Genomic DNA, 25,157 nt, shown 5'->3' on the forward strand with positions numbered 1-25,157 from the left:
AGGAACTCTGCTTTGAACAAGAACATGCGCATCCTGATCGTCGACGATTTCTCGACCATGCGTCGTATCGTCAAGAACCTGCTGGGCGATCTGGGCTTCACCAATACCGCCGAAGCCGAGGACGGGCATGCCGCGCTGTCGCTGCTGCAGAGCCAGCCGTTCGACTTCGTGGTCACCGACTGGAACATGCCGGTGATGACCGGCATCGAACTGCTCAAGGCCATCCGTGCCGATGCCAAGCTGAAGACCCTGCCGGTGCTGATGGTGACTGCCGAAGCCAAGCGCGAGCAGATCATCGAAGCGGCGCAGAACGGCGTGAACGGTTACATCATCAAGCCGTTCACCGCACAGACGCTGGAAGAGAAGCTCGGCAAGATCTTCGAACGCCTGGCGGCCAGCGCTTGATGGATACCACGGTCGACAAGAGCGCCCTCGCCCTGCGCCTGCAGGAAGCCCTGGATGCACTGGAATCCGGCGACGAGGCGGCATGGCGCCAGCGCATCGACGGCCTGGTCGCGCTGCGCACCCAGCCGATGATGAGCGGCCTTTCGCGGCTGGCCCGCGAGCTGGGCCAGGCGCTGGGCGAACTGCCGACCGTGCCCGATGAAGCCGGCGAGCTGGACGATGCCTGCGCGCGCCTGGACCACGTGGTGGCGATGACCGAACAGGCCACCCACCGCACCCTGGACCTGGCCGAAGAGTGCCGCAGCCTGACCGAACAGCTGCGCGCCGACGGCCTGCAGCCGGGCCAGGACGTGCAGCTCGACCGCATCCGCCACAACCTCACCGAGATCGCCCTGACCCAGAGCTACCAGGACCTGACCGGGCAGATCATCCGTCGCGTGGTGGGCATCGTCCGCCGCGTGCACGAAGGCTTCGGCGCGCTCGGTCTGCCGCCGGAACAGCATCGCACCGATCCGGAACTGGCTGGGCCGGCACTGAAGGGACTGGACCGCCATGCGGTCTCGCAGAACGACGCCGACGACCTGTTGTCGGATCTGGGGCTGTAACCATGGGCGCAGTAGCCGACGACATCACTGCCGATTTCATCATCGAGGCCCAGGAGATCCTGGATCGCCTCGGCGAACAGCTGGTGTCGCTGGAACAGGCACCGCAGGACAATGAACAGCTCAACGCGGTGTTCCGTGGCTACCACACGCTGAAGGGCGGCGCAGGTTTCCTCGGCATCACCGCAATGGTCGAGCTGTGCCACGCCGCCGAGGAAGCGCTGGGCGCCGCACGCGCCGGCCAGGCCGTCCTGCAGGCGCATCACTTCGATGCCGCCCAGCAGTCACTGGACTACCTGCAATCGATGCTTGACGCGGTGTCTTCGGGCACCGAGCCGGGCTTTGCGCCGCCCGAACTGGTCGCCCAGTTCGACGTGCATGGCGGCGGCGCGGCCGCGCCTTCGGCCGCGACGCCGGGTGCGGGCGGTGGCGACCTGATCACCGACGACGAATTCGAGGCCCTGCTCGACCAGCTGCATGGCGGCAAGGCGCCGACAACCGTGGCGGCGGCGAAGAAGGCCGACGACATGATCAGCGAGGACGAGTTCGAGGCATTGCTCGACCAGCTGCATGGCGGCGCCGCCCCGGGCAGCAACACCACCGCAGCGGCTGTTGCGGTACCGGCACCGCGACCGGCGCCCACGCCGGCCCCGCCCGCTGCCAAGCCCGCACCCAACAAGCCTGTCGCCGAAGCCGAACACACCGTGCGCGTGGACACCAAGCGCCTGGACGCCATCGTCAACCTGATCGGCGAACTGGTGCTGTCACGAAACCGGTTGAAGACGCTGCGCGCGCGCCTGCGCGATGAAGAGCTGGACCGCGCCGTGTCCACGCTGGATATCGCCACCGCGCGCCTGCAGTCGGCGGTGATGCGCACCCGCATGCAGCCGGTCGGCAAGGTGTTCTCGCGCTTCCCGAAGGTGGCGCGCGACGTTGCGCGTTCGCTGAAGAAGGAAGTGGACCTGGAACTGATCGGCGCCGAAACCGAGCTCGACCGCAACCTGGTCGAAGCGTTGGCCGACCCGCTGGTGCACCTGGTCCGCAACGCCATCGACCATGGCGTGGAAATGCCTGACCTGCGCGAAGCGCAGGGCAAGCCGCGGATGGGCCACGTGCGCCTGTCGGCACAGCAGGAAGGCGACTACGTCAGCATCGAAGTGCAGGACGATGGCGCCGGCATCGATCCGGAAAAGCTGCGCGCCAAGGCGCGCGAGAAGGGCCTGATCGATCCGGAAGCCGCCGCTCGCCTGAGCAGCGAGGAATGCCTGCACCTGGTGTTCCTGCCAGGGTTCTCGACCAAGCAGCAGGTCACCGACATTTCCGGCCGCGGCGTCGGCATGGACGTGGTGCAGTCGCGCATCCGTGAGCTGAGCGGGCAGATCCAGATCCAGTCGGAACTGGGCCGCGGCAGTCGTTTCATGATCCGCGTACCGCTGACCCTGGCGATCCTGCCGACCCTGCTGGTGCAGGCCGGCGAAGACGTCTACGCACTGCCACTGGCCCGTGTGATGGAAGTGCTGCATGCGCCGCGCACCTCGTTGGGCTGGTTCGACGGCCGCGCCGTGCTCGACCGCCGCTCGCACACGCTGGCGCTGGTCGACCTGCGGCAATGGCTGGATGTGACGCCGGCCACCTCGCCCCTGCTGACCATCGTCGTGCTGCAGGCCGGTGAAGCACGCTTCGGGCTGGTGGTGGACCAGGTGCGCGGGCGTGAGGAAGTGGTCATCAAGCCACTGCCCAAGGCCCTGCGCGGCCTGCGTGGTTATGCCGGTGCAACCCTGATCGGCGATGGTCGCATGGCGCTGATCCTGGACGTGGACGGGCTGCGCTGAAGCCCGCCGGGCATGGCCCGGCGCTACCGGAAACGTCCCCGCAGGGTAGCGCCGGGCCATGCCCTGCAACCCGAAAACTGTGACTACCGTCTGTACACGACCTACCGGTGTCTCAAGTCCCATTCATACAAGCCGATACCGGACCCATGGATAGACTCAGCCTCATTGGACTTTTCCTCGCCCTGGCCTCGCTGGTCGGTGGCAGCATCCTCAAGGGCGCCGGCCTGGCGTCGTTGTGGTCGCCTGCGGCGTTCGTGATCGTCATCGTCGGCACCATCGCCGCCATCCTGCTGCACACCTCGCCAGCGGTGTTCAAGCACGCCTTCAAGATCGTGCGCTGGGTCGTGCGGCCGCCGCACAGCGACCGTCGCGAACTGATCCAGCAGATCGTGGAATGGAGCAACATCGCCCGCCGCCAGGGCCTGCTCGGCCTGGAATCGCAGGTGGAAGCGCAGCAGGACCCGTTCCTGCGCAAGGGCCTGCAGCTGCTGGTGGACGGCGTTGAACCCGAATCGATCCGGCACATGCTGGAGATCGAACTGGGCAGCCAGGAGCACCAGGACCAGGCCGCCGCCAAGGTGTTTGAAAGCATGGGCATCTATGCACCCACGCTGGGCATCATCGGCGCCGTGCTCGGCCTGATCGCGGTAATGAAGAACCTCGCCGACCCGAGCAAGCTCGGCCACGGCATCGCCGCCGCGTTCACCGCCACCATCTACGGCATCGCCTCGGCCAACCTGCTGTTCCTGCCCATCGCCGCCAAGCTGAAGGGCGTCATCGCCCATTCCAGCCGCGACCGCGAAATGGTCATCGAAGGCCTGATCTCGATTGCCCAGGGCGAGAACCCGCGCAACATCGAAACCAACCTCTCCGGCTTCCTGCACTGACATGGCCCGCCGCAAGCACCACGAAGAGCACGCCAATCACGAGGCATGGGCCATCCCCTATGCCGACCTGATGACGCTGCTGCTCGCCTTCTTCGTGGTCATGTACGCGATCTCCTCGGTCAACGAGGGCAAGTACCGGATCATGGCCGACGCCCTCACCGATGCCTTCGGTGGCGCGCCGCGCACCATCAATCCGGTGCAGGTGGGCAACAAGCAGGTGCAGGGCGGCGGCTGGGACAGCCCGTCGGTGATCAAGTCCGGCACCACGATCGGGCCGTCCGCTCCCGCGCCCTCGCACGACCCCACCCTGCTGCCGGCGATGGCCTCGCAGATGCGCATGCCGGTGTCGGTGCACAACCAGGAACAGATCGCGCGTGCCGAGCGCCAGCTCAACAGCATCGCCGACCGCCTGACCGCCGCGCTGGCGCCACTGATCGACCGCGGCATGATCAGCGTGCGCCGCACCGAGCTGTGGATCGAAGTGGAGATCAACAGCGACATCCTGTTCCCAACCGGCTCGGCGGCGCTGGACGTGCATGCGCGCGACACCCTGGCCAGCCTGGCCGGCGTGCTGCGCGACGTGCCCAACAGCGTTCGCGTGGAAGGACACACCGACAACGTGCCGATCGCCACCGCCACCTTCCCGTCCAACTGGGAACTGTCGGCCGGGCGCGCGGCCAGCGTGGTGCATCTGTTTGCCGACCAGGGGCTGCAACCATCGCGGCTGGCGATGGTCGGCTACGGCCAGTTCCGCCCCCGCGAAGACAACGACAGCGCACAGGGCCGCAATCGCAACCGGCGGGTGATGGTCATCATCCTGGCCGACACCAGTCATTCGGTGGACCCGCTCGGCGAACGCCTGAATGCCGCCACCGGCACTGCCCGCGGCGCCAGCGAACAGGCCACCGCAGCACCGGCCACCACCCCCACTTCCCCCATCGCACCGGTGCAGTTGCCACCGGTGCCGGCTGGCAGCCGTGTCGGCGCCGCCGTTCCCCCGGCAATGAAGGAGTAATCCGATGCGCATCTGGGCAGTCGCCAACCAGAAGGGCGGAGTCGGCAAGACCACCACCACCCTCGCCCTCGGTCGCGGCCTGGCCGCGCTCGGCCACCGCGTGCTGCTGATCGATCTCGATCCGCATGCGTCGCTGACCCGCGCCTTCGGCGTGCCGATCGAGCCGGCACCGGCCGGCGTGCTGGAACTGTTCGGCGCACCGCCGGGCGAGCTGTCCACGCTCAGCCATGCCAGCAACATCGGTGGACTCGATTACGTGTGCGCGCAGGCCTCGCTGGCCACGCTGGAACGACGCAGCGCCAACCAGCCCGGCCTCGGTCTGGCCCTGCAGAACGCGCTTGCCCGTCACCAGGGCCAGCACGACTACATCCTGCTGGACTGCGCACCGACCCTGGGCCTGCTGATGATCAACGCACTGGCCGCGGCCGATCGGCTGATCATTCCCACCCAGGCCGAGCCGTTGGCCCTGCACGGCCTGGATGGCATGGTCCGCACTGGCGAGATGGTCGAGCGTTCGCGCCGCCGCCCGCTGCCGATCTCGATCCTGCCAACGCTGTTCGACCGCCGCACCCGCACCGGCAATGAATCGCTGCGCGCCATGCAGGACCGCCACGCGAGCCGCGTCTGGGAAGACGCGATTCCGATCGACACTCGCATCAGCAACGCGGCCGGCCTGACCCTGCCGAGCATCGGCGAGGACTACCCGGGACGCGGCCTGGCGGCCTATCGACGCGCGTTGAACTGGATCCTCGGTGAGGACGCACGTGCCCTGGAGCAGGCGGCATGAACACCACTGGCATGCTGGACGACTATCTGGACGAACTGCTCGGCGACATTGCCGTCGCACCGGTCGCCACTGATGCCGCGCCACGCCCGACGAGCGCAGCGGCCGACGGCGAGCGCGAGCCGACCTGGGATGATCTGCCGGCCGAAGTGGTCTACGAAACCGACGCCGTCGCAGTGGCTCCGGCCAACGACGATGCTTCGCTCGAAGCCGCCTTCGACGCCGTTGCCTTGCCTGCAGCCGATACCGGGCGCGAGCCGACCTGGGACGATCTGCCGGCCGAAGTGATCTACGAAACCGACACCGTCGCAACCGCTCCGGCCAATGATGATGCGGCGCTGGAAGCCGCCTTCGACGCCGTTGCCACGCCTGCGGCCGATACCGGGCGCGAGCCGACCTGGGACGATCTGCCGGCGGAAGTGATCTACGAAACCGACGCCGTCGCAACCGCTCCGGCCAATGATGATGCGGCGCTGGAAGCCGCCTTCGACGCTGCTGCCGCACCTGCCGCCGACGCTGACCGCGAGCCCACCTGGGACGACCTGCCGGCCGAGGTCGTCCATGAAACCGCGCCCGTGGCCACTGCCGCTGTCGCACCGCCCGCGCCGGAACCCACCTGGGATGACCTGCCGGACGAAGTGATCTACGAAACCGACGCCGCCGACAGCCTGGCGCACACCGACAGCCCCGGATTGCAGGCCGCCTTCGAAGCCGCCGCCGACGGCGAGGTGGTTGCTGCCATCGCTGCGCCGGCCGTTGCCAAGGCCGCCGCGCGCCCCGCACCAGCACCGATGCCATCGATGACCCGCGCCGCTGTCGCACCGCCGCCGCAGTTCGCGGTGGACACCCCCTCCAGCAACCGCCCCGGTTCCTGGCAGGAGCTGCAGGCCCAGGCGCATCAGCCCGCCAGCAGCCCGCATCCGCAGAACCGCCGCGCCGGCGAACGCACGTCGCGTTGGCTGCGCCTGCGCTGTGGCACCCAGGCCTACGCGCTGGAACTGCTGAAGGTGCAGGAAGTGGTGCTGCCGGTGCCGTTGCTGCCATTGCGCGGCACTGCCCCGGAAATGCTCGGCATCATGAACCTGCGTGGCCAGGTGGTGCCGGTGATGGATCTCGGCCTGCACCTGGGTGCAGCCTCCGCCGAGGATGACGCGCAGACCCGCATCGTCGTGCTTGAAGAGAACGGCGAGACCCTGGGCCTGCGTGTGTCGGCCGTGGAGGACGTCGCCAACCTGACCGACTCGCAGATCGAACCACCCGATACCGCCCGCATCTGCCAGATCTCCAATGAACTGTTCCGTGGCGTGGCCCGCATCAGCCAGCGGCCGATGATCCTGCTCGACGCCACGCAGCTGCTGGGGTGAATCCGTGCTCTGAATCGGCGCTTCGCGCCGATACCCCTAAAGAACCGCCCCACGGTGCCGTTATGAATGCTGGAACCGTTTGTCCGGAGCAACGATGAGCACTGTCGAACTGGGTGAGGATCTCGGCATCGAGAGCAGCACCGAGCTCAAGAACCGCCTTTCGCCCTTGGTGGCGGAAGCAGGCGAGCTGACCCTGGATGCAAGCCAGGTCGGCCGCATCCACACCGCCAGCATGCAGGTGCTGTGCGCCTTCGTGCAGGCCCGCCGCGAGGCAGGCCTGGGCACCGGCTTCCACGGTTGCACTGCAACCTTCCGTGACGCTGCACGCCTGTTGGGCGTCACCCAGGCCCTAGGCCTGGACGTACCCCATGACAACCTGAAATCTGTGGAGAACGCTGCATGAGCGCACGTATCTTGGTGGTGGACGATTCGGCGTCGATGCGCCAGATGGTTTCCTTCGCCCTCACCTCGGCCGGTTTTGCCGTCGAAGAAGCTGAAGACGGCGCGGTCGCGCTCGGACGTGCCAAGGGCCAGCGCTTCAATGCGGTGGTCACCGACGTCAACATGCCGAACATGGACGGCATCGCGCTGATCCGCGAGCTGCGCCAGCTGCCGGACTACAAGTTCACGCCGATGCTGATGCTGACCACCGAGTCGGCAGCGGACAAGAAGTCCGAAGGCAAGGCCGCCGGTGCCACCGGCTGGCTGGTCAAGCCGTTCAATCCCGAACAGCTGGTCGCCACCGTGCAGAAAGTGCTGGGCTGATCGCCCCGCACTGCTCCCCCTCTTCGCTTCCGGATCGCCACTGCCATGAGCATGGACCTGCAACGCTTCCACGCCACCTTCTTCGAGGAGAGCCGCGAAGGCCTCGACGCCATGGAGGCTGGCCTGCTGGCCCTGGAATCGGGACAACAGGACCCGGAGATCATCAACTCGGTGTTCCGTGCCGCCCACTCCATCAAGGGGGGCGCAGGCACGTTCGGCTTCGATGCCATCGCCGGGCTGACCCACGTGCTGGAAACGCTGCTCGATGAGCTGCGGGCCGGCAAGCGCGCACTGGAAGGCAACGCCGTCGATGCGATGCTGTCGTCGGTGGACGTACTGCGCGCCCTGTTGCGCGAGGCCGAGCACGGCCAGCCCGCCGATCCTGCAGCGGTTGCTGCGGTGAAGGCGCGCCTGGAAGCGGTGCTGTCCGGCCAGGCACCCGCCGCCGCTGCACCCGCTGCCGCCAGCAAGGTGGACGACACGCCGGAAGCCTGGCAGATCGGCTTCACCCCGGCGCCGTCACTGTTCATGAGTGGCAACGACCCGTTGCGCATCATCCGCGAACTGGAACACCTGGGTTCGCTGCAGGTGGCCGCGCGCATGGATCGCCTGCCCGGCTTCGCCCAGCTCGACCCGCTTGAAGCCCACCTGGCGTGGGACCTGGGCCTGGTCGGCAAGGTGCCGCGCAGCAAGATCGAAGACACCTTCGCCTGGGTGCTGGACGACTGCGAACTGGACATCCGTCCGGCCGCACCGCCAAGCCTGGCCACGCAGGCACCGGCTGCCGCGCCGGTCGCTGCGCCTGCGCCCGCCGCTGCCGCACCGACGGCCAGCACCGGGGCCAGCCAGGAAGCAGAAACCTCCATCCGTGTCAGCGTCGACAAGGTCGATGCACTGATCAACCTGGTCGGCGAACTGGTCATCACCCAGGCCATGCTCAAGCAGGTCTCGCACGCGCTGGACCCGGTGCATGCCGAGAGCCTGTTCGCCGGCCTGGACCTGCTTGAACGCAATACCCGTGACCTGCAGGAGGCTGTGATCGGCGTGCGCATGCTGCCGGTCGACGCAGTGTTCCGCCGCTTCCCGCGCCTGGTCCGCGACCTGTCCGGCCGCCTGGGCAAGCACGTGCGCCTGCGCACCATCGGCGAAGGCACCGAGCTGGACAAGGGCCTGATCGAGAAGATCGCCGATCCGCTGGTGCATCTGGTCCGCAATTCCATCGACCACGGCCTGGAAATGCCGGACGTGCGTCGCGATGCCGGCAAGGACGAGACCGGCACGATCACCCTGGCGGCCTCGCACCAGGGCGGTCATATCGTCATCGAAGTCAGCGACGACGGCCGCGGCCTGAACCGCGAGAAGATCCTGGCCAAGGCGCAGGAACGCGGCCTGGCCGTACCGGACAACCCCACCGACTCGCAGGTCTGGGACCTGATCTTCCAGCCCGGCTTCTCCACCGCCGATGCGGTCACCGACCTGTCCGGTCGTGGCGTGGGCATGGACGTGGTCCGCCGCAACATCCAGGCGCTCGGTGGCGAGGTGCAGATTGAAAGCGGCCTCGGCACCGGCACCCGTACGCTGATCCGGCTGCCGTTGACCTTGGCCATCCTCGACGGCATGACCGTGGCGGTGGCCGGCGAAACCCTGATCCTGCCGCTGGCCTACGTGCTTGAAGCACTGCAGCCGCAGCCTGACGACATCCGCAGCATGGCCGGCGAAGGCCGCGTGCTGCGCGTGCGTGGCGAATACCTGCCGATCCTGTCGCTGAGCGAGTACTACGGCTATGGCCAGCGTGCACCCGGCAGTGAATCGCTGGTGGTGGTGGTTGAAGGCGATGGCCAGAAGATCGCGCTGGAAGTGGACGAACTGGTCGGCCAGCAGCAGGTCGTGGTGAAGAACATCGAGAACAACTACCGCCGTATCGGCGGGGTCTCCGGTGCCACCATCCTCGGCGATGGCCGCGTCGCCCTGATCGTCGACATTGGCGGCCTGGTGCGTTCGCTGCGGGTGCCGCAGGCCGCCTGAGCTGCGCTACACGTTGTACCTGACCGCCGTCCTCCGGGGCGGCGGTTTTCGTTTGCGCGCGGGCGCAGGCAGCAATCGTACCCACGCGCAACGCGGCGGCGCCCGCAACTGTGAACTCCGTCGTCCTGCGTCGTGAACCTGATCGGGCGCATGGTTTCGCCTGAAACCACGCCGCCACGGCGAAAGCCCCGCCACTGCTTGCTTTCCGTTGGTTTCCCCCTACGCCAGCGAATGTGACATCGGTCCATAAAGTACGGCGCAGCTGCGCCGCTATCTCGGGTTGACGGCAGTCACCGATCCTTCACCCGGCACCACCGTTCCCTCCTGCAACGACCTTTTGCCCGCGGCGCCGCCGCCGGTATTCTGCCCACCTTGGAGCACCCTGCATGAAGTGGTTCCACGATCTGCCCATCGCCCGCAAGCTGGCTGTGGGATTCACCCTGACCACCCTGATGACCGTCGTGCTGGGTGCGTTCGCCCTGGTCCGCCTGTCCGAAGCCAACGCCAAGCTGACCTCGATGGCGACCAACGACATTCCATCGGTGCAGTACCTCGGTGAAGTGCGCTCGCAGCTGGGTGAGTTCCGCACCTATGAACTGGCCCAGATCAGCATGCTGGACCAGCCGGAGAAAGTGGCCGACTACAACAAGCGCATGAACGACACCGCTGCAGTGGTGCGCGAGCAGCTGGCGGCCTATGCCAAGCTGCCGTCCGGCGACAAGGAGCGCACGCTGTACCAGGCCGTGCAGGCCGACGTCGATGGCTACTTCGCCGCCAATACCAAGCTGCGCGAAGCGGCCACCGCCGGTGATGGCGAAGCGGCCCGGCAGATTTCCGATGAGCAGTCGCGCCCTCTGCGCCGCAAAGCCTTCGAAGACCTGAAGGCGCTGGGTGCGCTGCTGGGAACCCAGATGCAGGGCAAGATCGACGACGCCAACGCGACCCACCGCAACAGCATGCTGGCCATCATCGCCGCCATCGTGCTGCTGGTCGTGGTCGCCGCCACCCTGGCGGTGATCATCTCGCGCGCCGTGGTCGGCCCACTGGGCAAGGCAGTGCATGCCATCCAGGCCGTCGCCCGCGGCGATCTCAGCGTCACTACCCAGGCCACCGGCAAGGATGAGGCGGGTCGCATGTTGGCGGCCACCGCGGAGATGACCGCGATGCTGCGTCGCTTCTCCGAGCAGACCCAGCTGATGGCACAGATGCATGCCGGCCCCGATATCAGCCACCGCATTCCGGAAGACTTCCCGGGCGTCTATGGCCAGCTCGCCGGCGGCATCAACACGGTGATCTTCGAACACCTCGATGCGATCCGTGATGCCATCGATGTGCTCAACCAGTACGCCACCGGCAACCTCGCCCCCGATGCGCGCCGGTTGCCGGGCAGCCGCGCGATCCTGCACGAATCGATGGATGCGGCCAAGGCCAGCCTGCTGGCCATCAACACGCAGATCCAGCAGCTGGCATCGGCCGCTGCCGCCGGCGACTTCAGCCAGCGCGGCGATGCGCAGCGCTTCGATCACGATTTCCGCGTGATGATCGAGCAACTCAACAGCATGATGGAGGTCGCCGACGGCAATCTTGGCCAGCTGTCGCAGCTGCTGCAGTCCATCGCCGCGGGCGACCTGACCGCACGCATGGACGGCCAGTTCCACGGCGTGTTCGCCCGCATGCGTGACGATGCCAACACCACCGTCGCCCAGTTGACCCAGATCGTCAGCCAGATCCAGGCCAGCACCTCGAGCATCACCCTGGCCTCGGGCGAAATCGCCTCCGGCAATAGTGACCTGTCGCGCCGTACCGAACAGCAGGCCGCCAATCTGGAAGAAACCGCCGCCTCGATGGAGGAACTGACCTCCACCGTGCGCCAGAACGCCGAACATGCGCGCCAGGCCAACCAGCTCGCCATCGGTGCGCACGGCGTGGCCTCGCAGGGCGGTGAAGTGGTCGGCCAGGTGGTCACCACCATGTCGGCCATCGAAGCCTCCTCGAAGAAGATCGCCGAGATCATCTCGGTCATCGATGGCATCGCCTTCCAGACCAACATCCTGGCGCTGAATGCCGCAGTGGAAGCGGCCCGTGCCGGCGAACAGGGCCGTGGCTTCGCCGTAGTCGCCAGCGAAGTGCGTACCCTCGCCCAGCGCTCGGCCGCCGCTGCCAAGGAAATCAAGGGCCTGATCGACGAATCGGTCGGCAAGGTCGCCGAGGGTTCCAGCCTGGTCCACCAGGCCGGCAGCACCATGGGCGAGATCGTCGCGTCGGTGCAGCGCGTGACCGACATCATGGCCGAGATCTCCGCCGCCTCGCAGGAACAGTCGGCCGGCATCGAGCAGGTCAACCAGACCGTGGTGCAGATGGACGAAACCACCCAGCAGAACGCCGCGCTGGTGGAAGAAGCCACCGCCGCAGCGCGGGCGATGGAAGACCAGGCCGCACAGCTGGGCGAGGCCGTCGCACGCTTCCGCCTGGCCGCACCGAGCGCGGGCAATGCGATACCGCGCGCAGCCATGGCCGTGGCCAGCAGTGCTCCGCGCAAGGCGGCGCCCGCATCCATCGCCGCACCCGCGCGCGTGCGCAAGCCCGTTGCGCAGCCGGCCCTGGCCGGTGACGGCGACTGGCAGGAGTTCTGATCGCAGCATCGGGGTGGCCGCGCGCCACCCCGTCAGCGGAAAGGCAGCGCCGGGCCATGCCCGGCCCGGGCACCACGCTTGCCCGACCGCCGCGGGCATGGCACAACGGAGCAAACGAGTGCGTTCGGTGCTACATAAATCCGCAACGCAGCCGATACCTCTTTCGAGCCACGCGCCCACACGCGTCGGCGCCCGCCCCTGACCACAGATTCCATGTCCGACGGCCACGACACTGCACTGCCCGAAGTCCATGCGGCCGATGCCGCGGATGATCGCTTTCTGGTCCGCAACCCCCGCCAGGTGCGGCAGCTGCTGCGTTCACTGATCGACCAGCGATCACTGATCAACGCCCATATCGACGGCCGCGATCGATCCTTCCCCACCGCCCTGCTTGAACTGGACGACGACGAGGATTTCCTGCTGCTCGATGGCAGCCCGCAGGAGGCCTCCAACCGCGCCGCCGAACAGTCCGACCACCTGCTCTGCTTCGCCCAGCTGGAACGGGTACTGGTGCGTTTCCGCCTGCATGACCTGCAGCGCGTGGACAACGAGGGCCATGTGGCGTTCCGTGCACCGCTGCCCGATGAACTGGTGCACCTGCAGCGGCGCGAACTGTACCGGCTGGAGACCCCCATCACCGACTCACCGCAATTGCTGCTGCCACCGGGCGAGGCCCGCGCCGAAGCCTTGTCGATGCGCGTGGTGGACATCAGTGGCGGCGGCCTGGCGGTAACCGTGCCCACCGACTGCGCCATCTTCAGCCTGCAGCAGCGCTACCGCGCGCAGCTGTCGATGCCCGATGGCCCGGACCTGCAGATCGAACTGGTGGTCTGCAACCTGCTGCCGCAACGCCTGCCCAACGGCACCGAGGTCAAGCGCGTCGGCATGCGCTTCGACGACCTGCCGCGCGGCGGCGACAGCGCCATCCAGCGCTACATCTTCCGCATCGACCGCCAGCGCAAGGCACGCCGCAACGGCGAGCTCTGACACCCCCACGGCGGGCAGTGCCGGCCGCTGGCCGGCAACCTCGAAACCGCGTGGATGCAGGAGCCGGTGGATCCACGCCATCCGTGGATGCAGGAACCAGTAGATCCACGCCATGCGTGGATGCAGGAACTGCCGGCCAGCGGCCGGCACTACCCCTCCCCGGTAGATCCACGCCATGCGTGGATGCAGGATTGCCGGCCAGCGGCCGGCACTACCAGATGCCTAAAGTCCCCCACCCAGGGGCCGATATCGAGCCTGACACCGGCACTTCCGGCAGAACCAGGACCCCTCGATGAACGACAAGAACAGCTCCGCCGCCGGCGCCGATGGCGAATTCCTCAGCTTCACCCTCGGTGCCGAGCACTACGGCGTGGACATCCTCAAGGTGCAGGAAATCCGCGGCTACGACGCCGTCACCCGCGTCCCCGATGCCCCGGACTACATCAAGGGCGTGATCAACCTGCGCGGCACCATCGTGCCGGTGATCGACCTGCGCCTGAAGCTGCGCCTGGAAGACGCCCGCTACGACGCCTTCACCGTGATGATCGTGCTCAACGTGGAAGACCGCGTGGTCGGCATCGTGGTCGACAGCGTCTCCGACGTGATCCCGCTGTCGGCCGAGCAGATCCGCCCGACCCCGGAATTCGGCGCCGCCGTCGACACCCGCTTCATCTCCGGCATCGGCACCCACGACGACCGCATGCTGATCCTGCTGGATATCGAAACCCTGCTGGACAGCGCCGACATGGGTCAGACCAACGTCGTCGAAGACGCTGCCGCCTGAGCAAACGGACCTTTTTCACGTTTCTGTTACGCAGCCCTTCAGTTCCCCTCATCCACGCCGATAGGGGGACAGAAGCCGGTCGCGCAGGAACGCGCCAAGGCCGGATCCACCATCACCATCCCCGGAGAATCACCCCGATGAAGTCCCTGCTTGCGTTCGTTTCGGCTGCCGTCCTGGCCACCACCGCTTCCTCCGCCTTCGCGCAGTCGGCCGAGATGATTCCGCCGGAGATGGCACCGCGCGCCGTCGGCAAGGACGGCATGGTCTGCGGCAAGGTCGAAAAGGCCCGCTTCGCAGAAGGTTCCGAAGGCCAGCCGACCTTCCTGTACATGGGCGGCGCCTTCCCGCGCCACACCTTCTCGGCACGCATCGCCGGCGAGAACCGCGGCAAGTTCTCCTTCCCGCTGGAAACCCTGGAAGGCAAGACCGTGTGCGTGATCGGCAAGATCCAGCGCGACGCCTCGCGCGCGGAAATCGAAGTCAGCTCGCCGTCCAGCCTGAAGCTGGCCAACATCAAGTAATCCGCTGTCCGTCAGACCGCGCCGGCCAGCGTGCCGGCGTGGCTGTTGCAACCGGGCCCCGCGCCCGGCCGCGTCTGCCTTAGGAGATCGCAACGCCCATGCCGTGGATCAACAACCTGAAACTGATGCCGAAGCTCATGCTGACCTTCGGTGTCCTCTTGCTGGTGATGCTGCTGCAGGGCATCGTCGCCTACCGTGGCCTGCATTCGCTGAACAACGTGACCACCGAACTGGCTGGTTCACGCATGGAGAGCATCCGCATGGCCGGCGAGATGCGCGGCATGCTCGGCGAGTACCGCAACAGCGCCTACCAGCAGCTGATCCGCGCCAGCGACGACGTCAAGGCCGACGCCCGCAAGCAGGCCGTCGAACTGCGCACCAGCATGGACAAGTCGATCAAGGACTATCCGAAGCTGGTCGACAACGCACAGCAGAAGAAGCTGTTCGACACCTTCGCCAAGGACTGGAAGGACGCGCTGGCCTCCTATGACAGCGTCACCGAAATGCTGGAGCTGGACCTGCCCGACGATGCGATCGACACCTTCGTCGGCGAGACCCGCACCAAACACCGCAAGGCCGGCGCCGCGCTTGAAGCGCTGATCGCCGAAGACAACCGCCTCGCCCGCGCCTCGCGCGACGAAGCCGCCTCCACCTACTCCGCCTCGGCCGTGCTGATCGTCATCGCCCTGCTCGGCGGCGCCGCTCTCGGCCTGGTGCTGGTGTGGCTGTTCGCCCGTGCCCTGGTCGGCAGCGTGCGTGGCGCCGTCTCGGTGGCCAACGACGTCGCCGGTGGCAAGCTCGATGGTCACATCGATGTCAGCCGCCAGGACGAAGTGGGCGAACTGATGCAGGCCATGCAGCGCATGCAGCGCGATCTGCGCGAACGCACCGAAACCGACCAGGCCATCGCCCGCGAGAACCTGCGCATCCGCACCGCGCTGGATTACAGCTCGACCGGCGTCTACCTCACCGACCCCAACAACACCATCGTCTACAGCAACCGCGCCCTGCAGCAGACCCTGGCCCAGTACCAGGACGAGCTGCGCCGCGACCTGCCCGACTTCGACGTCCACGCCTCGCTGGTCGGCAAGCCGGTCACCGTGCTTGAACACCGCGGCGAGATGGACAACACCCTGCTGGCCAACCTCAAGCAGCATGGCGTTGCCCGCCGCCCGATGCAGTACGGCGATGCCCAGTTCGCCCAGGTCGTGTCGACCATCCGCAACGAAGACGGCGACACCGTCGGCTACGTGGTGGAATGGCGCGACCGCACTCAGGAAGCGCAGGTCGAGGCGGAAGTGGCACGGGTGATCGCCCAGGCCGCTGCCGGCGACCTGTCCGGCCGCATCGATGCCAACGACAAGGAAGGCTTCTTCCTGCAGCTGGCCCAGCAGATCAACGGCCTGCTGGACGCCAACTCGGGCAGCATCGAACAGATTTCCGGCCTGCTCGCCGCACTGTCGCAGGGTGACCTGACCGTGCGCATGCATGGCGACTACCAGGGCGTGTTCGCCCGCATGCGCGACGATGCCAATGCCACGGCCGCGCAGCTGAGCGAGATCGTCACCCGCATCAAGCAGTCCAGCCGTGCGATCAGCTCGGCCGCCGGCGAAATCGCCTCCGGCAACAGCGACCTGTCGCGCCGTACCGAACAGCAGGCCGCCAATCTGGAAGAAACCGCCGCCTCGATGGAGGAACTGACCTCCACCGTGCGCCAGAACGCTGAGCACGCACGCCAGGCCAACCAGCTCGCCATCGGCGCGCACGGCGTGGCTTCGCAGGGTGGCGAAGTGGTCGGCCAGGTGGTCACCACCATGTCGGCCATCCAGGCCTCGTCGAAGAAGATCGCGGAAATCATCTCGGTCATCGACGGCATTGCCTTCCAGACCAACATCCTGGCGCTGAACGCGGCGGTGGAAGCGGCCCGTGCCGGCGAACAGGGCCGTGGTTTCGCCGTGGTCGCCAGCGAAGTGCGCACCCTCGCCCAGCGCTCGGCCGCCGCCGCCAAGGAGATCAAGGGCCTGATCGACGACTCGGTCGGCAAGGTCAACGACGGCTCGGCGCTGGTGCACAAGGCCGGCGCCACCATGGGCGAAATTGTTGCCTCGGTGCAACGCGTGACCGACATCATGTCCGAGATCTCTGCTGCCTCGCAGGAGCAGAGCGCCGGCATCGAGCAGGTCAATCAGACCGTGGTGCAGATGGACGAAACCACCCAGCAGAACGCCGCGCTGGTGGAAGAAGCCACCGCCGCCGCACGTGCGATGGAAGAACAGGCGGGCCACCTGAGCGAGGCAGTCTCGATCTTCGTGGTCGACGAAGCCGAAGCCGTGGTCGCCACGCGCGCACCGGCACCGCGCGCGTCGGCACCGGCAGCCCCGGCCCCGGCAGCGGCCGCACCGCCGGCCCGCCGCAGCACCGGCGGCCGATCCATGGCCACCGAACTGGCTGATGGAGACTGGCAGGAATTCTGATTCCCGCCTGACCTGAGGCACGAAAACGCCCCGGCCCTGCGCTGGGGCGTTTTCTTTTGCGGCCTCGCCAGGTGTTGTCCAGCCAACGGCGCAGTGCTTCCGGGGTCAGATCCGTTTTCCCGCGGAAAACGGATCTGACCCCTCTTTCCACCCGCCGACACCAATGCACTTGCCATCCGAGCCAGTGAAACCCGAGGGGATGGGTCGGGGCGGCCAGGCGGGACCGTTGGCGCCATGGATGGCGCCATCGAGCCCCCATGGATGGGTTTACGGCGTGTCCCGCCAGCCCATCCCCGCACGGCTCCCCCTCAACATTGCAGGGCCGACCATCCGCTGTTGCTGTTGCTCTCGCTCCAAAAGCCTGCCGCAGGCAGCGCCGCAGCCGCCGCTGCGAACAAACCTGAATACGTTCGAACAGCCCACCTCAATCCCCCGCCCCCGCGGCCGATAACGGTCATGTCACCGCTGCTCCCGATCAGCACCGGCGCCTCCACCCACCACCACCCGGGTACTGCTCGATGAATCTCCTGCATCGCTGGCAACACTACTTCAGCAATCTCTCCGTCCGACGCAAGCTCAATCTGCTCACGCTGCTGATCGCACTCGGCGTGATCGCGCTCTCGGTGATCGCTGCCCGCATGCAGTACCTGGACCTCAATGAAACCCGCAAGTCGTCGTTGAAGACCCAGGTTGAACTGACCTACGGCATCCTCGACCACTACCACGGGCTGGCCGCCAGCGGCGAACTCACCGAGCCCGCGGCCCGCCAGGCCGCGCTCGATGCGCTGGCGCGCATGCGCGCCGACAGCGATACGTATTACTACAGCGTCTACGACACGAACTACCGCGTGTTGATGCATCCGTTCCGCAAGGACCTGATCGGCAAGGACATGAAGGACTTCCGCTCCGAGGACGGCGTGCAGCTGTTCCACGACCTGGTGGAAGTGGCTCGCAAGGGCGGCGGGGTGGTCTCCTACAAGTGGGCCAAGGCCAACAGCGAAGGCCTGTACGACAAGGCGTCCTACGCCGGCCTGTTCAAGCCCTGGAACTGGGTGGTCAGCAGCGGCGTATACATGGATGACGTGCAGCAGCAGGCACTGGTCTTCACCGCCATCATGACCCTGGCCGGCGGCGTGCTGGTGCTGATCGTGCTGGCATTGAGCTGGGTCATCGGCAACCGCATCGCACGCCCGCTGAAGCAGGCCACCGCCGTGGCCGAAGGCATTGCCGGCGGCAAGCTGGACAGCCACATCGGCCCGCAGCCGCATGATGAAACCGGTCGCCTGCTGGAGGCCATGTCGCGCATGCAGCAGCAGCTGCACGCGGTCATCAGCGGCCAGCGCGAGATGGCGCGCCGCCACGATGGCGGTGAACTCAGCTACCGCATCGACGCCAGCAGCTTCCCCGGCGAATACGGACTGATGGTGCAGGAAACCAACGTCCTGGTCGGCAGCCACGTGCAGACCCTGCACGATGTACTGAACGTCGTGCAGCAGTACGCCGTGGGCGACCTCAGCAGCGACATCGCGCGCTATCCGGGCGAAAAGGCGGCGATGACCACCACCGTCGACACGGTCAAGGCCAACCTCGGCCGCATCAACGCCGAGATCAAGCAGCTGGCCAGTGCCGCCGCCGCGGGCGACTTCAGCCAGCGCGGCGATGCACAGCGCTTCGATCACGATTTCCGCACCATGCTGGAAAACCTCAATGCCATGATGGCAGTCAGCGATGACAACCTCGGCAAGCTCTCGCAGCTGCTGTCGTCCATTGCCGACGGCGACCTGACGGCACGCATGCACGGTGACTACCAGGGCGTGTTCGCTCGTATGCGCGACGATGCAAACGCCACGGTCAGCCAGCTGACTCAGATCGTCGGCCAGATCCAGGCCAGTGCCTCCAGCATCACCCTGTCGGCCGGCGAAATCGCGTCGGGCAACAGCGATCTGTCGCGCCGTACCGAGCAGCAGGCCGCCAATCTGGAAGAAACCGCCGCCTCGATGGAGGAACTGACCTCCACCGTGCGCCAGAACGCCGAACACGCGCGCCAGGCCAACCAGCTTGCCATCGGCGCGCACGGCGTGGCCTCGCAGGGCGGCAGCGTGGTCGGCCAGGTGGTCACCACCATGTCGGCCATCGAAGCCTCCTCGAAGAAGATCGCCGAGATCATCTCGGTCATCGATGGCATCGCCTTCCAGACCAACATCCTGGCGCTGAACGCCGCGGTCGAAGCGGCCCGTGCCGGCGAACAGGGCCGTGGCTTTGCCGTAGTCGCCAGCGAAGTGCGTACCCTCGCCCAGCGCTCGGCCGCCGCTGCCAAGGAAATCAAGGGCCTGATCGACGACTCGGTCGGCAAGGTCGCCGAGGGTTCCAGCCTGGTCCACCAGGCCGGCAGCACCATGGGCGAGATCGTCGCGTCGGTGCAGCGCGTGACCGACATCATGGCCGAGATCTCCGCCGCCTCGCAGGAGCAGTCCGCCGGCATCGAGCAGGTCAACCAGACCGTGGTGCAGATGGACGAAACCACCCAGCAGAACGCCGCGCTGGTGGAAGAAGCCACCGCTGCAGCACGGGCGATGGAAGACCAGGCCGCACAGCTGGCCGACGCCGTGGCGATCTTCCGCCTCGACAACCAGGTCGCTGTCGCAGTGAAGGCGGTGACCGCCAAGGTCGCGCCGAAGGCTGCCAGCCCTGCGCCTTCGCGACCGTTGTCGACGCCCGCACCGATCCGCCGTACCCACTCCAGCACCGTCGTCTCCAACGACGGCGACTGGCAGGAATTCTGATCCTCGCGGCGGCTCCGGCCGCCGCCCCGCCGATGGACACGTCACCCGTGCAGAGCCCTACCCCCATCGTCAGCGGTACGCGCGAATTCGAATTCGCCGACCGTGATTTCCGCCGCGTCTGCGACCTGATCTACCAGCGCGTGGGCATCGCCCTCGCCCCGGCCAAGCGCGACATGGTGTACGGACGCCTGTCGCGCCGGCTGCGCACGCTGGGCATGCGCAGCTTCCAGCAGTACCTGGACCACCTGGAACAGGGTGATGGTGACGAGTGGCAGGCATTCACCAATGCGCTGACCACCAACCTCACTGCGTTCTTCCGCGAGCCGCACCATTTCGACAAGCTGCGCGAAGAGCTGCAGCAGCGCAACGGGCGCGGTCCGCTGCTGTTGTGGTCGTGCGCCGCCTCCACTGGCGAAGAGCCCTACTCGATGGCGATCACCGCGTGCGAAGCGTTCGGCACCCTGAAGCCGCCGGTACGCATCGTCGCCACCGACGTCGACACCCAGGTGCTGGCCACCGCCGGGCGCGGCGTCTACAACATCGACCGTGTCGCCGGCCTCGACCCGGACCTGCGTCGCCGCTATTTCCAGCGTGGCAGTGGCCCCAACGAAGGCCAGTGCCGCGTACTGCCGGCGCTGCGTGAACTGATCGAATTCCGCCCATTGAACCTGCTGGCACCGCGTTACGACGTCGGCGGTCCGTTCGATGCGCTGTTCTGCCGCAACGTGATGATCTACTTCGACAAGCCGACCCAGCGCGCGATTCTTGGCCGCCTGGTCAACCACCTGGCCGACGACGGCCTGCTCTATACCGGCCATTCGGAGAACTACCTGCACGCTGCCGATCTGATCCAGCCCTGCGGGCGCACCCTGTACCGTCGTGCAGCAAAGGCCGGCGCATGAACGCATCACTGCGTACCGACGATGTGATGCGCTACCAGGACGCACGCTTCAAGACCATCGCCGCCAAGCTGCTGCCAACCCAGTACCTGGTGGTGGATGACACCACCGCGCTGACCACTACACTCGGCTCCTGCGTGGCCGCTTGCCTGCGCGACCCGGTACTGAAGATCGGCGGCATGAACCACTTCCTGCTGCCCGAAGGCAACGCCGGCGACGGCGCGCCCGCACGTTATGGCAGCTATGCGATGGAACTGCTGATCAACGACATGCTCAAGCGCGGCGCCCACCGCAAGCGCATCGAGGCGAAGGTGTTCGGCGGCGCCAACGTGCTGAAGGGCTTCACCAGCAATCCGGTAGGCACCCGCAACGCCGAGTTCGTGCGCCAGTACCTGCAGGCCGAACACATCCCGATCCTCGCCGAGGACCTGTGCGGCATCCATCCGCGCAAGATCTGGTTCTTCGCCGATACGGGCCGCGTGGTGGTGCAGCGCCTGCCGCATGCCCACGAAGCCGAAGTCGCCGCGACCGAATCGGCCGTGCGCGCACGCCTGTCCAAGGCCCCGGTCACCGGTGGCGTGGAGCTGTTCGAATGACCCTGACCGGCAACGCCCCCTGCCGGGTCCTGATCGTCGACGACTCCGCCGTCGTGCGGCAGATGCTCACCGAGATCTTGTCCAGCGATCCGGCCATCGACGTGGTCGGCACCGCCGCCGACCCGCTGCTGGCCCGCGAGAAGATCAAGCGCCTGGCCCCGGACGTGATCACCCTGGACGTGGAAATGCCACGCATGGATGGCCTGGCGTTCCTGGAAAACCTGATGCGCCTGCACCCGCTGCCGGTGGTGATGATCTCTTCGCTGACCGAACGCGGCGCCGATACCACCCTGCAGGCACTGGGCCTGGGCGCGGTGGACTTCGTGTCCAAGCCCAAGCTCGACGTGGCCCGCGGCCTGCAGGGCTATGCCGATGAAATCATCGCCAAGGTAAAGATGGCTGCGCGTTCCCGGGTGCGCCCGCTGGTACGCGTGGCCACGCCGAAACTCACGCTGGATGCCGCCCCTGCCGCGCGCCCGGCAGCAACGCAGTTCCGCACCACCGACCGCCTGATCGCCATCGGCTCGTCGGCTGGCGGTACCGAAGCATTGCGCGTGGTGCTGGAAGGCATGCCCGCCGACGGTCCGGCCGTGGTGATGACCCAGCACCTGCCCGCCAGCTTCAGCACCGCCTTCGCCGAACGACTGGACCGTCACTCGGCAATGGCCGTGCGCGAAGCCAGCGACGGTGAAGCGGTGCTGCCCGGCCACGCCTACCTGCCTCCGGGCGGCAAGCACCTGCGGATCATCCGCGACGGTGCGCGCTGGCGCTGCCGTGTCGACGATGGTCCTGCGGTGAACCGGCACAAGCCTGCGGTGGACGTGCTGTTCCGCTCAGTGGCACAGAGCGCGGGCGGCAATGCCATCGGCGCGATCCTCACCGGCATGGGCGACGACGGTGCACGCGGCCTGCTGGAAATGCGCCAGGCCGGCGCGCCGACGCTGGTGCAGGACGAGGCGACCAGCGTGGTCTGGGGCATGCCCGGCGCGGCCTTCAAGCTCGGCGCGGCCGAGGAACAGGTGCCGCTGGAGCGCATTGCCGAACGGTTGCTGGCGCTGGCGCGCGGCTGATCGACCACAGCGCCGCAGCGCTTCATCCCGTCTTTCAAACGCCGGCCCCGGAGGGGCCAGCTGTTTCGTTCTTCAAGGAGCTTCACCATGGCCCAGCGCCGCTTCCCCACCCGAACCTCGCTGCTGACTGCCGCGCTACTGGCCCCGCTGGCGGCCACGTCTGCCGCACAATCAGCACCGCCGCACACAACACCCGTCGCTGCCACCGCCACCGCTACCACCACCGACCACCCTGCCCCCTGGACTGATCGCGTACAGATCCAGAGCGGTCCGGCCGGCGCGCTGAAGCGTATGCACGCACCCGACGTGGCGCTGCGCATCGTCACTCCCGATGACAGCGAGGCGCTCACGCCTAAGGGGCTCGCGCTTCTCTTCAGCGGCAACGAGCCGGACTACTTCCAGCGTAACAACCTGCCCGGCAGCATCATCGAAGGACAAGCCAGTCCCGCCATCACGCTGATGCCAAACGTGGCCAAGGCGCTGGTGGGCGGCTACTTCCGCTATGCACCCGACGCGCTGCCCGCGCAGACCAGTACCCTGCGCTTCAGTGCAGACACGTGGGCACTGGTGCACCAGGGCAACACGCGCAAGGATCCCCTCTACCGCCTCAACCACTCCAGCACCATCGAGCAGCGGCGTGCCGACGGTACGCTGGCGGAAATCATCAGCTGCAATGACAGCGACAACCGCGCAACCCTGGAAGCATGGCAGGCCGATGATTACGCGCGGCTCAAGGGGGCCGCGCAGATGATCACGATGAAATGCACCGAGAAGCTGGTCAAGAGGATCCCCGCAATGTACCCGCGCCCGTTGGCCGCTGAAGATGTCAGCGCCTACGCTGACGGCGCCGCTCCCCCGGCACGGGTGCGCGTCTACGCAGCCTTGGGGCGCACCACCACCCTGTACACCGATGCCGCCTGCCGCGAGGATTACCGCGACAGGATCGACGTCAAGTACAACAACGCCGGTGACAAGGGCCTGCTCGGCATCCCCGTCACGGAAACCCTGCGCAGCAAAGAGAACGAGCGGTTTTCCACGCTCAGCTACCAGGAATACGAAGTACCCGGTGGAAAGCCGCTGATCTTCGAGGCACGTTTCGACGCAAGCAGTCGCGTGTACTGCGACGGCAAGCTGTCGGGCCAGTTCGTGGCCGGGCCCGGCCAGGATTACGAAGTGGAATTTGAAGTGGCCGACAAGATCTGTCGGCTGCATATCCGCCAGGTGCATGCCGACGGCAGCATGACACCGCAGCAGTCACGGGCGACCCCCACGATCTGTGAGGGCACCCGCGCGCCGGTCCGCATCGAGCCACGCCAGGACATGCAGGTGCTGCTGTTCAGCCCCGGCGAGCTGCAGATCCAGGATGCCAACCAGAGCAGCGCGCCGAAGCAGCTGAGTGACGATACGGGCAGCAGCGAGGCACTGCAGCAGATGCTGCAGCAGGCCAGTAGCAAGCCCGGCACGCGCCTGTGCGTGGTGGTACCGGCCGCGGATTACAGCAGCGTCCTGCACGATGCCGTGCGCGAACGCGTGCTGGATGCGCCGCAGGTGTTGCCCAGTCTGTGGGAGGAGACGTCCACGGTGAACCAGCGCCGCAATGCCGCCGCCGATGCTCCGGTCGACATCGCCGCCGCGGTCACGCGCTGCAAGGCTTTCCCGATCAAGGAATTCGCGGCGCAGTGAGTTGCAGCGCGCGCACCCATCACGTTTCCCCAAGGAGTACCACCGTGGCATTACGCCCAGCCTGCCTCACCGCCGCGATCGCGGCCAGCCTGCTGCAGGCTCCGTCGGCCTACGCCGTCGACGAAGCACCCACGCCTGTCGCCGCCTCTGCGGTCACGTCCGGGGCATCACCCGATCCGGCAACGGACGCCACGCCCGTAACCGATATCGCCGAGGCCGCACCGGCAGCTGCGGCCGTCGCCGGACCAGCCGTCGGGGACGTCACAGTGGCTGTGGCCCCCGCACTGGATCTCAGCAGCCTGCAACGAGTAAAGGTCACTTCCGGCTTGGGCGTCGGGCCCAACGGCAATCGCGTGGGCGACCATGTGCTGCGCCTGGTGATGCGCGGTGACACCGCCGCCGTCACCGCAGCCAAGGTCGGTCTGTCTGCCTTGGCGTTCGTCACCGGCGTGGGTGACATCGGCACCAGCAACAGCTTCAGCAAGAACAACGTGCGCGGCGAGGACATCCAGTCCGTTCCCAGCCCGGCCTTCGGTGCGTTGCCCGGCATGATCCGCGAGCAGCTGGCGCTCTATTTCACGGCCCATCCCGGCGCCATTCCCAGTGACGAGCGCACCGTGGAAGCCAGCGCCGGCCAGTGGTCCCTGGTGTACCAGAAGCTCAGCGACGCAGAGACCCCGTATGAGCTGCGCCACGATGTAACCATCGGCTTCCCGCTGGTGCGCAAGCTGTTCCGCAGCGCCAGTGGCGGCCAGGGCGTGCACTGCCAGGACGAAGCGCGGGTTGCTCCGCTGCAGGAATGGCAGGCCGACGACTACGCCAAGGCGAAAGCTGCATCGCGTGAGTTCGCCGAAGCCTGCATCGTCCGCTTCGTCGCCGAGCTGCCGCGCCTGTTCCCCGACCACGGTGCGTTGCCGGAAACGGCCGCGGAACCGGAGCTGCCGATGGACACGCCAGCGGTGACCGAGGAAGCGGCCGCCGCCGCCCAGGCCTGACCCCGGACGGACCTGAATCGCGACTAGTGCCGGCCGCTGGCCGGCAGCGCTCT

Annotated in this window: 20 protein-coding genes and 1 pseudogene; all 21 read left to right on the top strand. The window is 67.1% G+C overall.

From position 1 onward, the window contains the following. The first annotated feature begins 12 nt into the window (after nt 1-12). The 21 genes and pseudogenes from cheY to J2X70_RS03365 all read left to right on the top strand — a co-directional run bounded on the left by cheY (nt 13) and on the right by J2X70_RS03365 (nt 25,104). On the top strand, nt 13-405 hold the full coding sequence (gene cheY / locus J2X70_RS03265) for a chemotaxis response regulator CheY (RefSeq protein WP_005413247.1): 393 nt from the start codon (nt 13-15) through the stop codon (nt 403-405). Further along, nucleotides 405-1,010 carry a protein phosphatase CheZ gene (locus tag J2X70_RS03270; protein ID WP_025878978.1) on the top strand — a complete coding sequence of 202 codons (606 nt, stop codon included), beginning with the start codon at nt 405-407 and terminating at the stop codon, nt 1,008-1,010. Before cheY ends, J2X70_RS03270 begins: the two co-directional genes overlap by 1 nt. Before the next feature lie 2 nt (nt 1,011-1,012). Beyond that, the gene (locus J2X70_RS03275) at nt 1,013-2,839 is read left to right on the top strand and encodes a chemotaxis protein CheA (RefSeq protein ID WP_309908923.1); all 1,827 of its coding nucleotides are present in this window, start codon (nt 1,013-1,015) and stop codon (nt 2,837-2,839) included. Nucleotides 2,840-2,985: 146 nt separating this feature from the next. Further along, nucleotides 2,986-3,726, top strand: coding sequence for a flagellar motor protein (locus J2X70_RS03280; RefSeq protein ID WP_025878976.1), 741 nt, complete (start codon nt 2,986-2,988; stop codon nt 3,724-3,726). Nucleotide 3,727: 1 nt separating this feature from the next. After that, nucleotides 3,728-4,624, top strand: a pseudogene (gene motD, locus J2X70_RS03285) (flagellar motor protein MotD); the annotation flags it as partial. A gap of 121 nt (nt 4,625-4,745) precedes the next feature. Next, nucleotides 4,746-5,528 carry a ParA family protein gene (locus J2X70_RS03290; RefSeq protein WP_100436239.1) on the top strand — a complete coding sequence of 261 codons (783 nt, stop codon included), beginning with the start codon at nt 4,746-4,748 and terminating at the stop codon, nt 5,526-5,528. Further along, nucleotides 5,525-6,889 (top strand): chemotaxis protein CheW, encoded by a 1,365-nt coding sequence (locus J2X70_RS03295; RefSeq protein ID WP_309908926.1) that lies wholly within the window; start codon nt 5,525-5,527, stop codon nt 6,887-6,889. The genes J2X70_RS03290 and J2X70_RS03295 overlap by 4 nt, the downstream gene beginning before the upstream one ends. Nucleotides 6,890-6,983: 94 nt before the next feature. Further along, nucleotides 6,984-7,292, top strand: coding sequence for an STAS domain-containing protein (locus J2X70_RS03300; protein ID WP_032975458.1), 309 nt, complete (start codon nt 6,984-6,986; stop codon nt 7,290-7,292). Next, nucleotides 7,289-7,654, top strand: coding sequence for a response regulator (locus J2X70_RS03305; protein WP_025878971.1), 366 nt, complete (start codon nt 7,289-7,291; stop codon nt 7,652-7,654). Before J2X70_RS03300 ends, J2X70_RS03305 begins: the two co-directional genes overlap by 4 nt. Before the next feature lie 45 nt (nt 7,655-7,699). After that, on the top strand, nt 7,700-9,679 hold the full coding sequence (locus tag J2X70_RS03310) for a chemotaxis protein CheA (protein ID WP_025878970.1): 1,980 nt from the start codon (nt 7,700-7,702) through the stop codon (nt 9,677-9,679). A gap of 386 nt (nt 9,680-10,065) precedes the next feature. After that, nucleotides 10,066-12,312, top strand: coding sequence for a methyl-accepting chemotaxis protein (locus J2X70_RS03315; protein ID WP_025878969.1), 2,247 nt, complete (start codon nt 10,066-10,068; stop codon nt 12,310-12,312). Between the two features lie 213 nt (nt 12,313-12,525). Continuing rightward, nucleotides 12,526-13,299 (top strand): flagellar brake protein, encoded by a 774-nt coding sequence (locus J2X70_RS03320; RefSeq protein WP_025878968.1) that lies wholly within the window; start codon nt 12,526-12,528, stop codon nt 13,297-13,299. A gap of 292 nt (nt 13,300-13,591) precedes the next feature. Further along, the gene (locus J2X70_RS03325; protein WP_025878967.1) at nt 13,592-14,083 is read left to right on the top strand and encodes a chemotaxis protein CheW; all 492 of its coding nucleotides are present in this window, start codon (nt 13,592-13,594) and stop codon (nt 14,081-14,083) included. Between the two features lie 137 nt (nt 14,084-14,220). After that, nucleotides 14,221-14,604 carry a hypothetical protein gene (locus tag J2X70_RS03330; RefSeq protein WP_025878966.1) on the top strand — a complete coding sequence of 128 codons (384 nt, stop codon included), beginning with the start codon at nt 14,221-14,223 and terminating at the stop codon, nt 14,602-14,604. A 98-nt stretch (nt 14,605-14,702) separates the two neighbouring features. Next, the gene (locus tag J2X70_RS03335) at nt 14,703-17,078 is read left to right on the top strand and encodes a methyl-accepting chemotaxis protein (RefSeq protein WP_263930286.1); all 2,376 of its coding nucleotides are present in this window, start codon (nt 14,703-14,705) and stop codon (nt 17,076-17,078) included. A 518-nt stretch (nt 17,079-17,596) separates the two neighbouring features. Beyond that, a complete protein-coding gene (locus J2X70_RS03340; RefSeq protein ID WP_309908931.1) occupies nt 17,597-19,861 on the top strand; it encodes a methyl-accepting chemotaxis protein in 2,265 nt (754 codons plus the stop codon). Between the two features lie 32 nt (nt 19,862-19,893). Then, complete coding sequence (locus tag J2X70_RS03345; RefSeq protein ID WP_032975462.1) at nt 19,894-20,763, top strand: CheR family methyltransferase; 870 nt, start codon at nt 19,894-19,896, stop codon at nt 20,761-20,763. Beyond that, on the top strand, nt 20,760-21,356 hold the full coding sequence (gene cheD / locus J2X70_RS03350) for a chemoreceptor glutamine deamidase CheD (RefSeq protein ID WP_025878962.1): 597 nt from the start codon (nt 20,760-20,762) through the stop codon (nt 21,354-21,356). The genes J2X70_RS03345 and cheD overlap by 4 nt, the downstream gene beginning before the upstream one ends. Next, complete coding sequence (locus J2X70_RS03355) at nt 21,353-22,426, top strand: chemotaxis response regulator protein-glutamate methylesterase (RefSeq protein ID WP_099783897.1); 1,074 nt, start codon at nt 21,353-21,355, stop codon at nt 22,424-22,426. Before cheD ends, J2X70_RS03355 begins: the two co-directional genes overlap by 4 nt. An 87-nt stretch (nt 22,427-22,513) precedes the next feature. After that, nucleotides 22,514-24,109 carry a hypothetical protein gene (locus J2X70_RS03360; RefSeq protein ID WP_309908934.1) on the top strand — a complete coding sequence of 532 codons (1,596 nt, stop codon included), beginning with the start codon at nt 22,514-22,516 and terminating at the stop codon, nt 24,107-24,109. A gap of 44 nt (nt 24,110-24,153) precedes the next feature. Further along, the gene (locus J2X70_RS03365; protein ID WP_309908936.1) at nt 24,154-25,104 is read left to right on the top strand and encodes a hypothetical protein; all 951 of its coding nucleotides are present in this window, start codon (nt 24,154-24,156) and stop codon (nt 25,102-25,104) included. Nucleotides 25,105-25,157 lie beyond the last annotated feature (53 nt).

It is taken from the genome of Stenotrophomonas sp. 1337, from assembly GCF_031455455.1.
Lineage (GTDB): Bacteria > Pseudomonadota > Gammaproteobacteria > Xanthomonadales > Xanthomonadaceae > Stenotrophomonas > Stenotrophomonas indicatrix.

Bases quoted from the DNA above. Each gene is read 5' to 3' on its own strand.
- J2X70_RS03310 (WP_025878970.1), top strand. From the start codon at position 7,700: ATGAGCATGGACCTGCAACGCTTCCACGCCACCTTCTTCGAGGAGAGC.
- J2X70_RS03340 (WP_309908931.1), top strand. From the start codon at position 17,597: ATGAATCTCCTGCATCGCTGGCAACACTACTTCAGCAATCTCTCCGTC.
- J2X70_RS03320 (WP_025878968.1), top strand. From the start codon at position 12,526: ATGTCCGACGGCCACGACACTGCACTGCCCGAAGTCCATGCGGCCGAT.
- J2X70_RS03330 (WP_025878966.1), top strand. From the start codon at position 14,221: ATGAAGTCCCTGCTTGCGTTCGTTTCGGCTGCCGTCCTGGCCACCACC.
- J2X70_RS03315 (WP_025878969.1), top strand. From the start codon at position 10,066: ATGAAGTGGTTCCACGATCTGCCCATCGCCCGCAAGCTGGCTGTGGGA.
- J2X70_RS03335 (WP_263930286.1), top strand. From the start codon at position 14,703: ATGCCGTGGATCAACAACCTGAAACTGATGCCGAAGCTCATGCTGACC.
- J2X70_RS03295 (WP_309908926.1), top strand. From the start codon at position 5,525: ATGAACACCACTGGCATGCTGGACGACTATCTGGACGAACTGCTCGGC.
- J2X70_RS03300 (WP_032975458.1), top strand. From the start codon at position 6,984: ATGAGCACTGTCGAACTGGGTGAGGATCTCGGCATCGAGAGCAGCACC.
- J2X70_RS03360 (WP_309908934.1), top strand. From the start codon at position 22,514: ATGGCCCAGCGCCGCTTCCCCACCCGAACCTCGCTGCTGACTGCCGCG.
- J2X70_RS03275 (WP_309908923.1), top strand. From the start codon at position 1,013: ATGGGCGCAGTAGCCGACGACATCACTGCCGATTTCATCATCGAGGCC.
- J2X70_RS03345 (WP_032975462.1), top strand. From the start codon at position 19,894: ATGGACACGTCACCCGTGCAGAGCCCTACCCCCATCGTCAGCGGTACG.
- J2X70_RS03290 (WP_100436239.1), top strand. From the start codon at position 4,746: ATGCGCATCTGGGCAGTCGCCAACCAGAAGGGCGGAGTCGGCAAGACC.
- J2X70_RS03355 (WP_099783897.1), top strand. From the start codon at position 21,353: ATGACCCTGACCGGCAACGCCCCCTGCCGGGTCCTGATCGTCGACGAC.
- cheD (WP_025878962.1), top strand. From the start codon at position 20,760: ATGAACGCATCACTGCGTACCGACGATGTGATGCGCTACCAGGACGCA.
- J2X70_RS03270 (WP_025878978.1), top strand. From the start codon at position 405: ATGGATACCACGGTCGACAAGAGCGCCCTCGCCCTGCGCCTGCAGGAA.
- J2X70_RS03280 (WP_025878976.1), top strand. From the start codon at position 2,986: ATGGATAGACTCAGCCTCATTGGACTTTTCCTCGCCCTGGCCTCGCTG.
- J2X70_RS03325 (WP_025878967.1), top strand. From the start codon at position 13,592: ATGAACGACAAGAACAGCTCCGCCGCCGGCGCCGATGGCGAATTCCTC.
- J2X70_RS03305 (WP_025878971.1), top strand. From the start codon at position 7,289: ATGAGCGCACGTATCTTGGTGGTGGACGATTCGGCGTCGATGCGCCAG.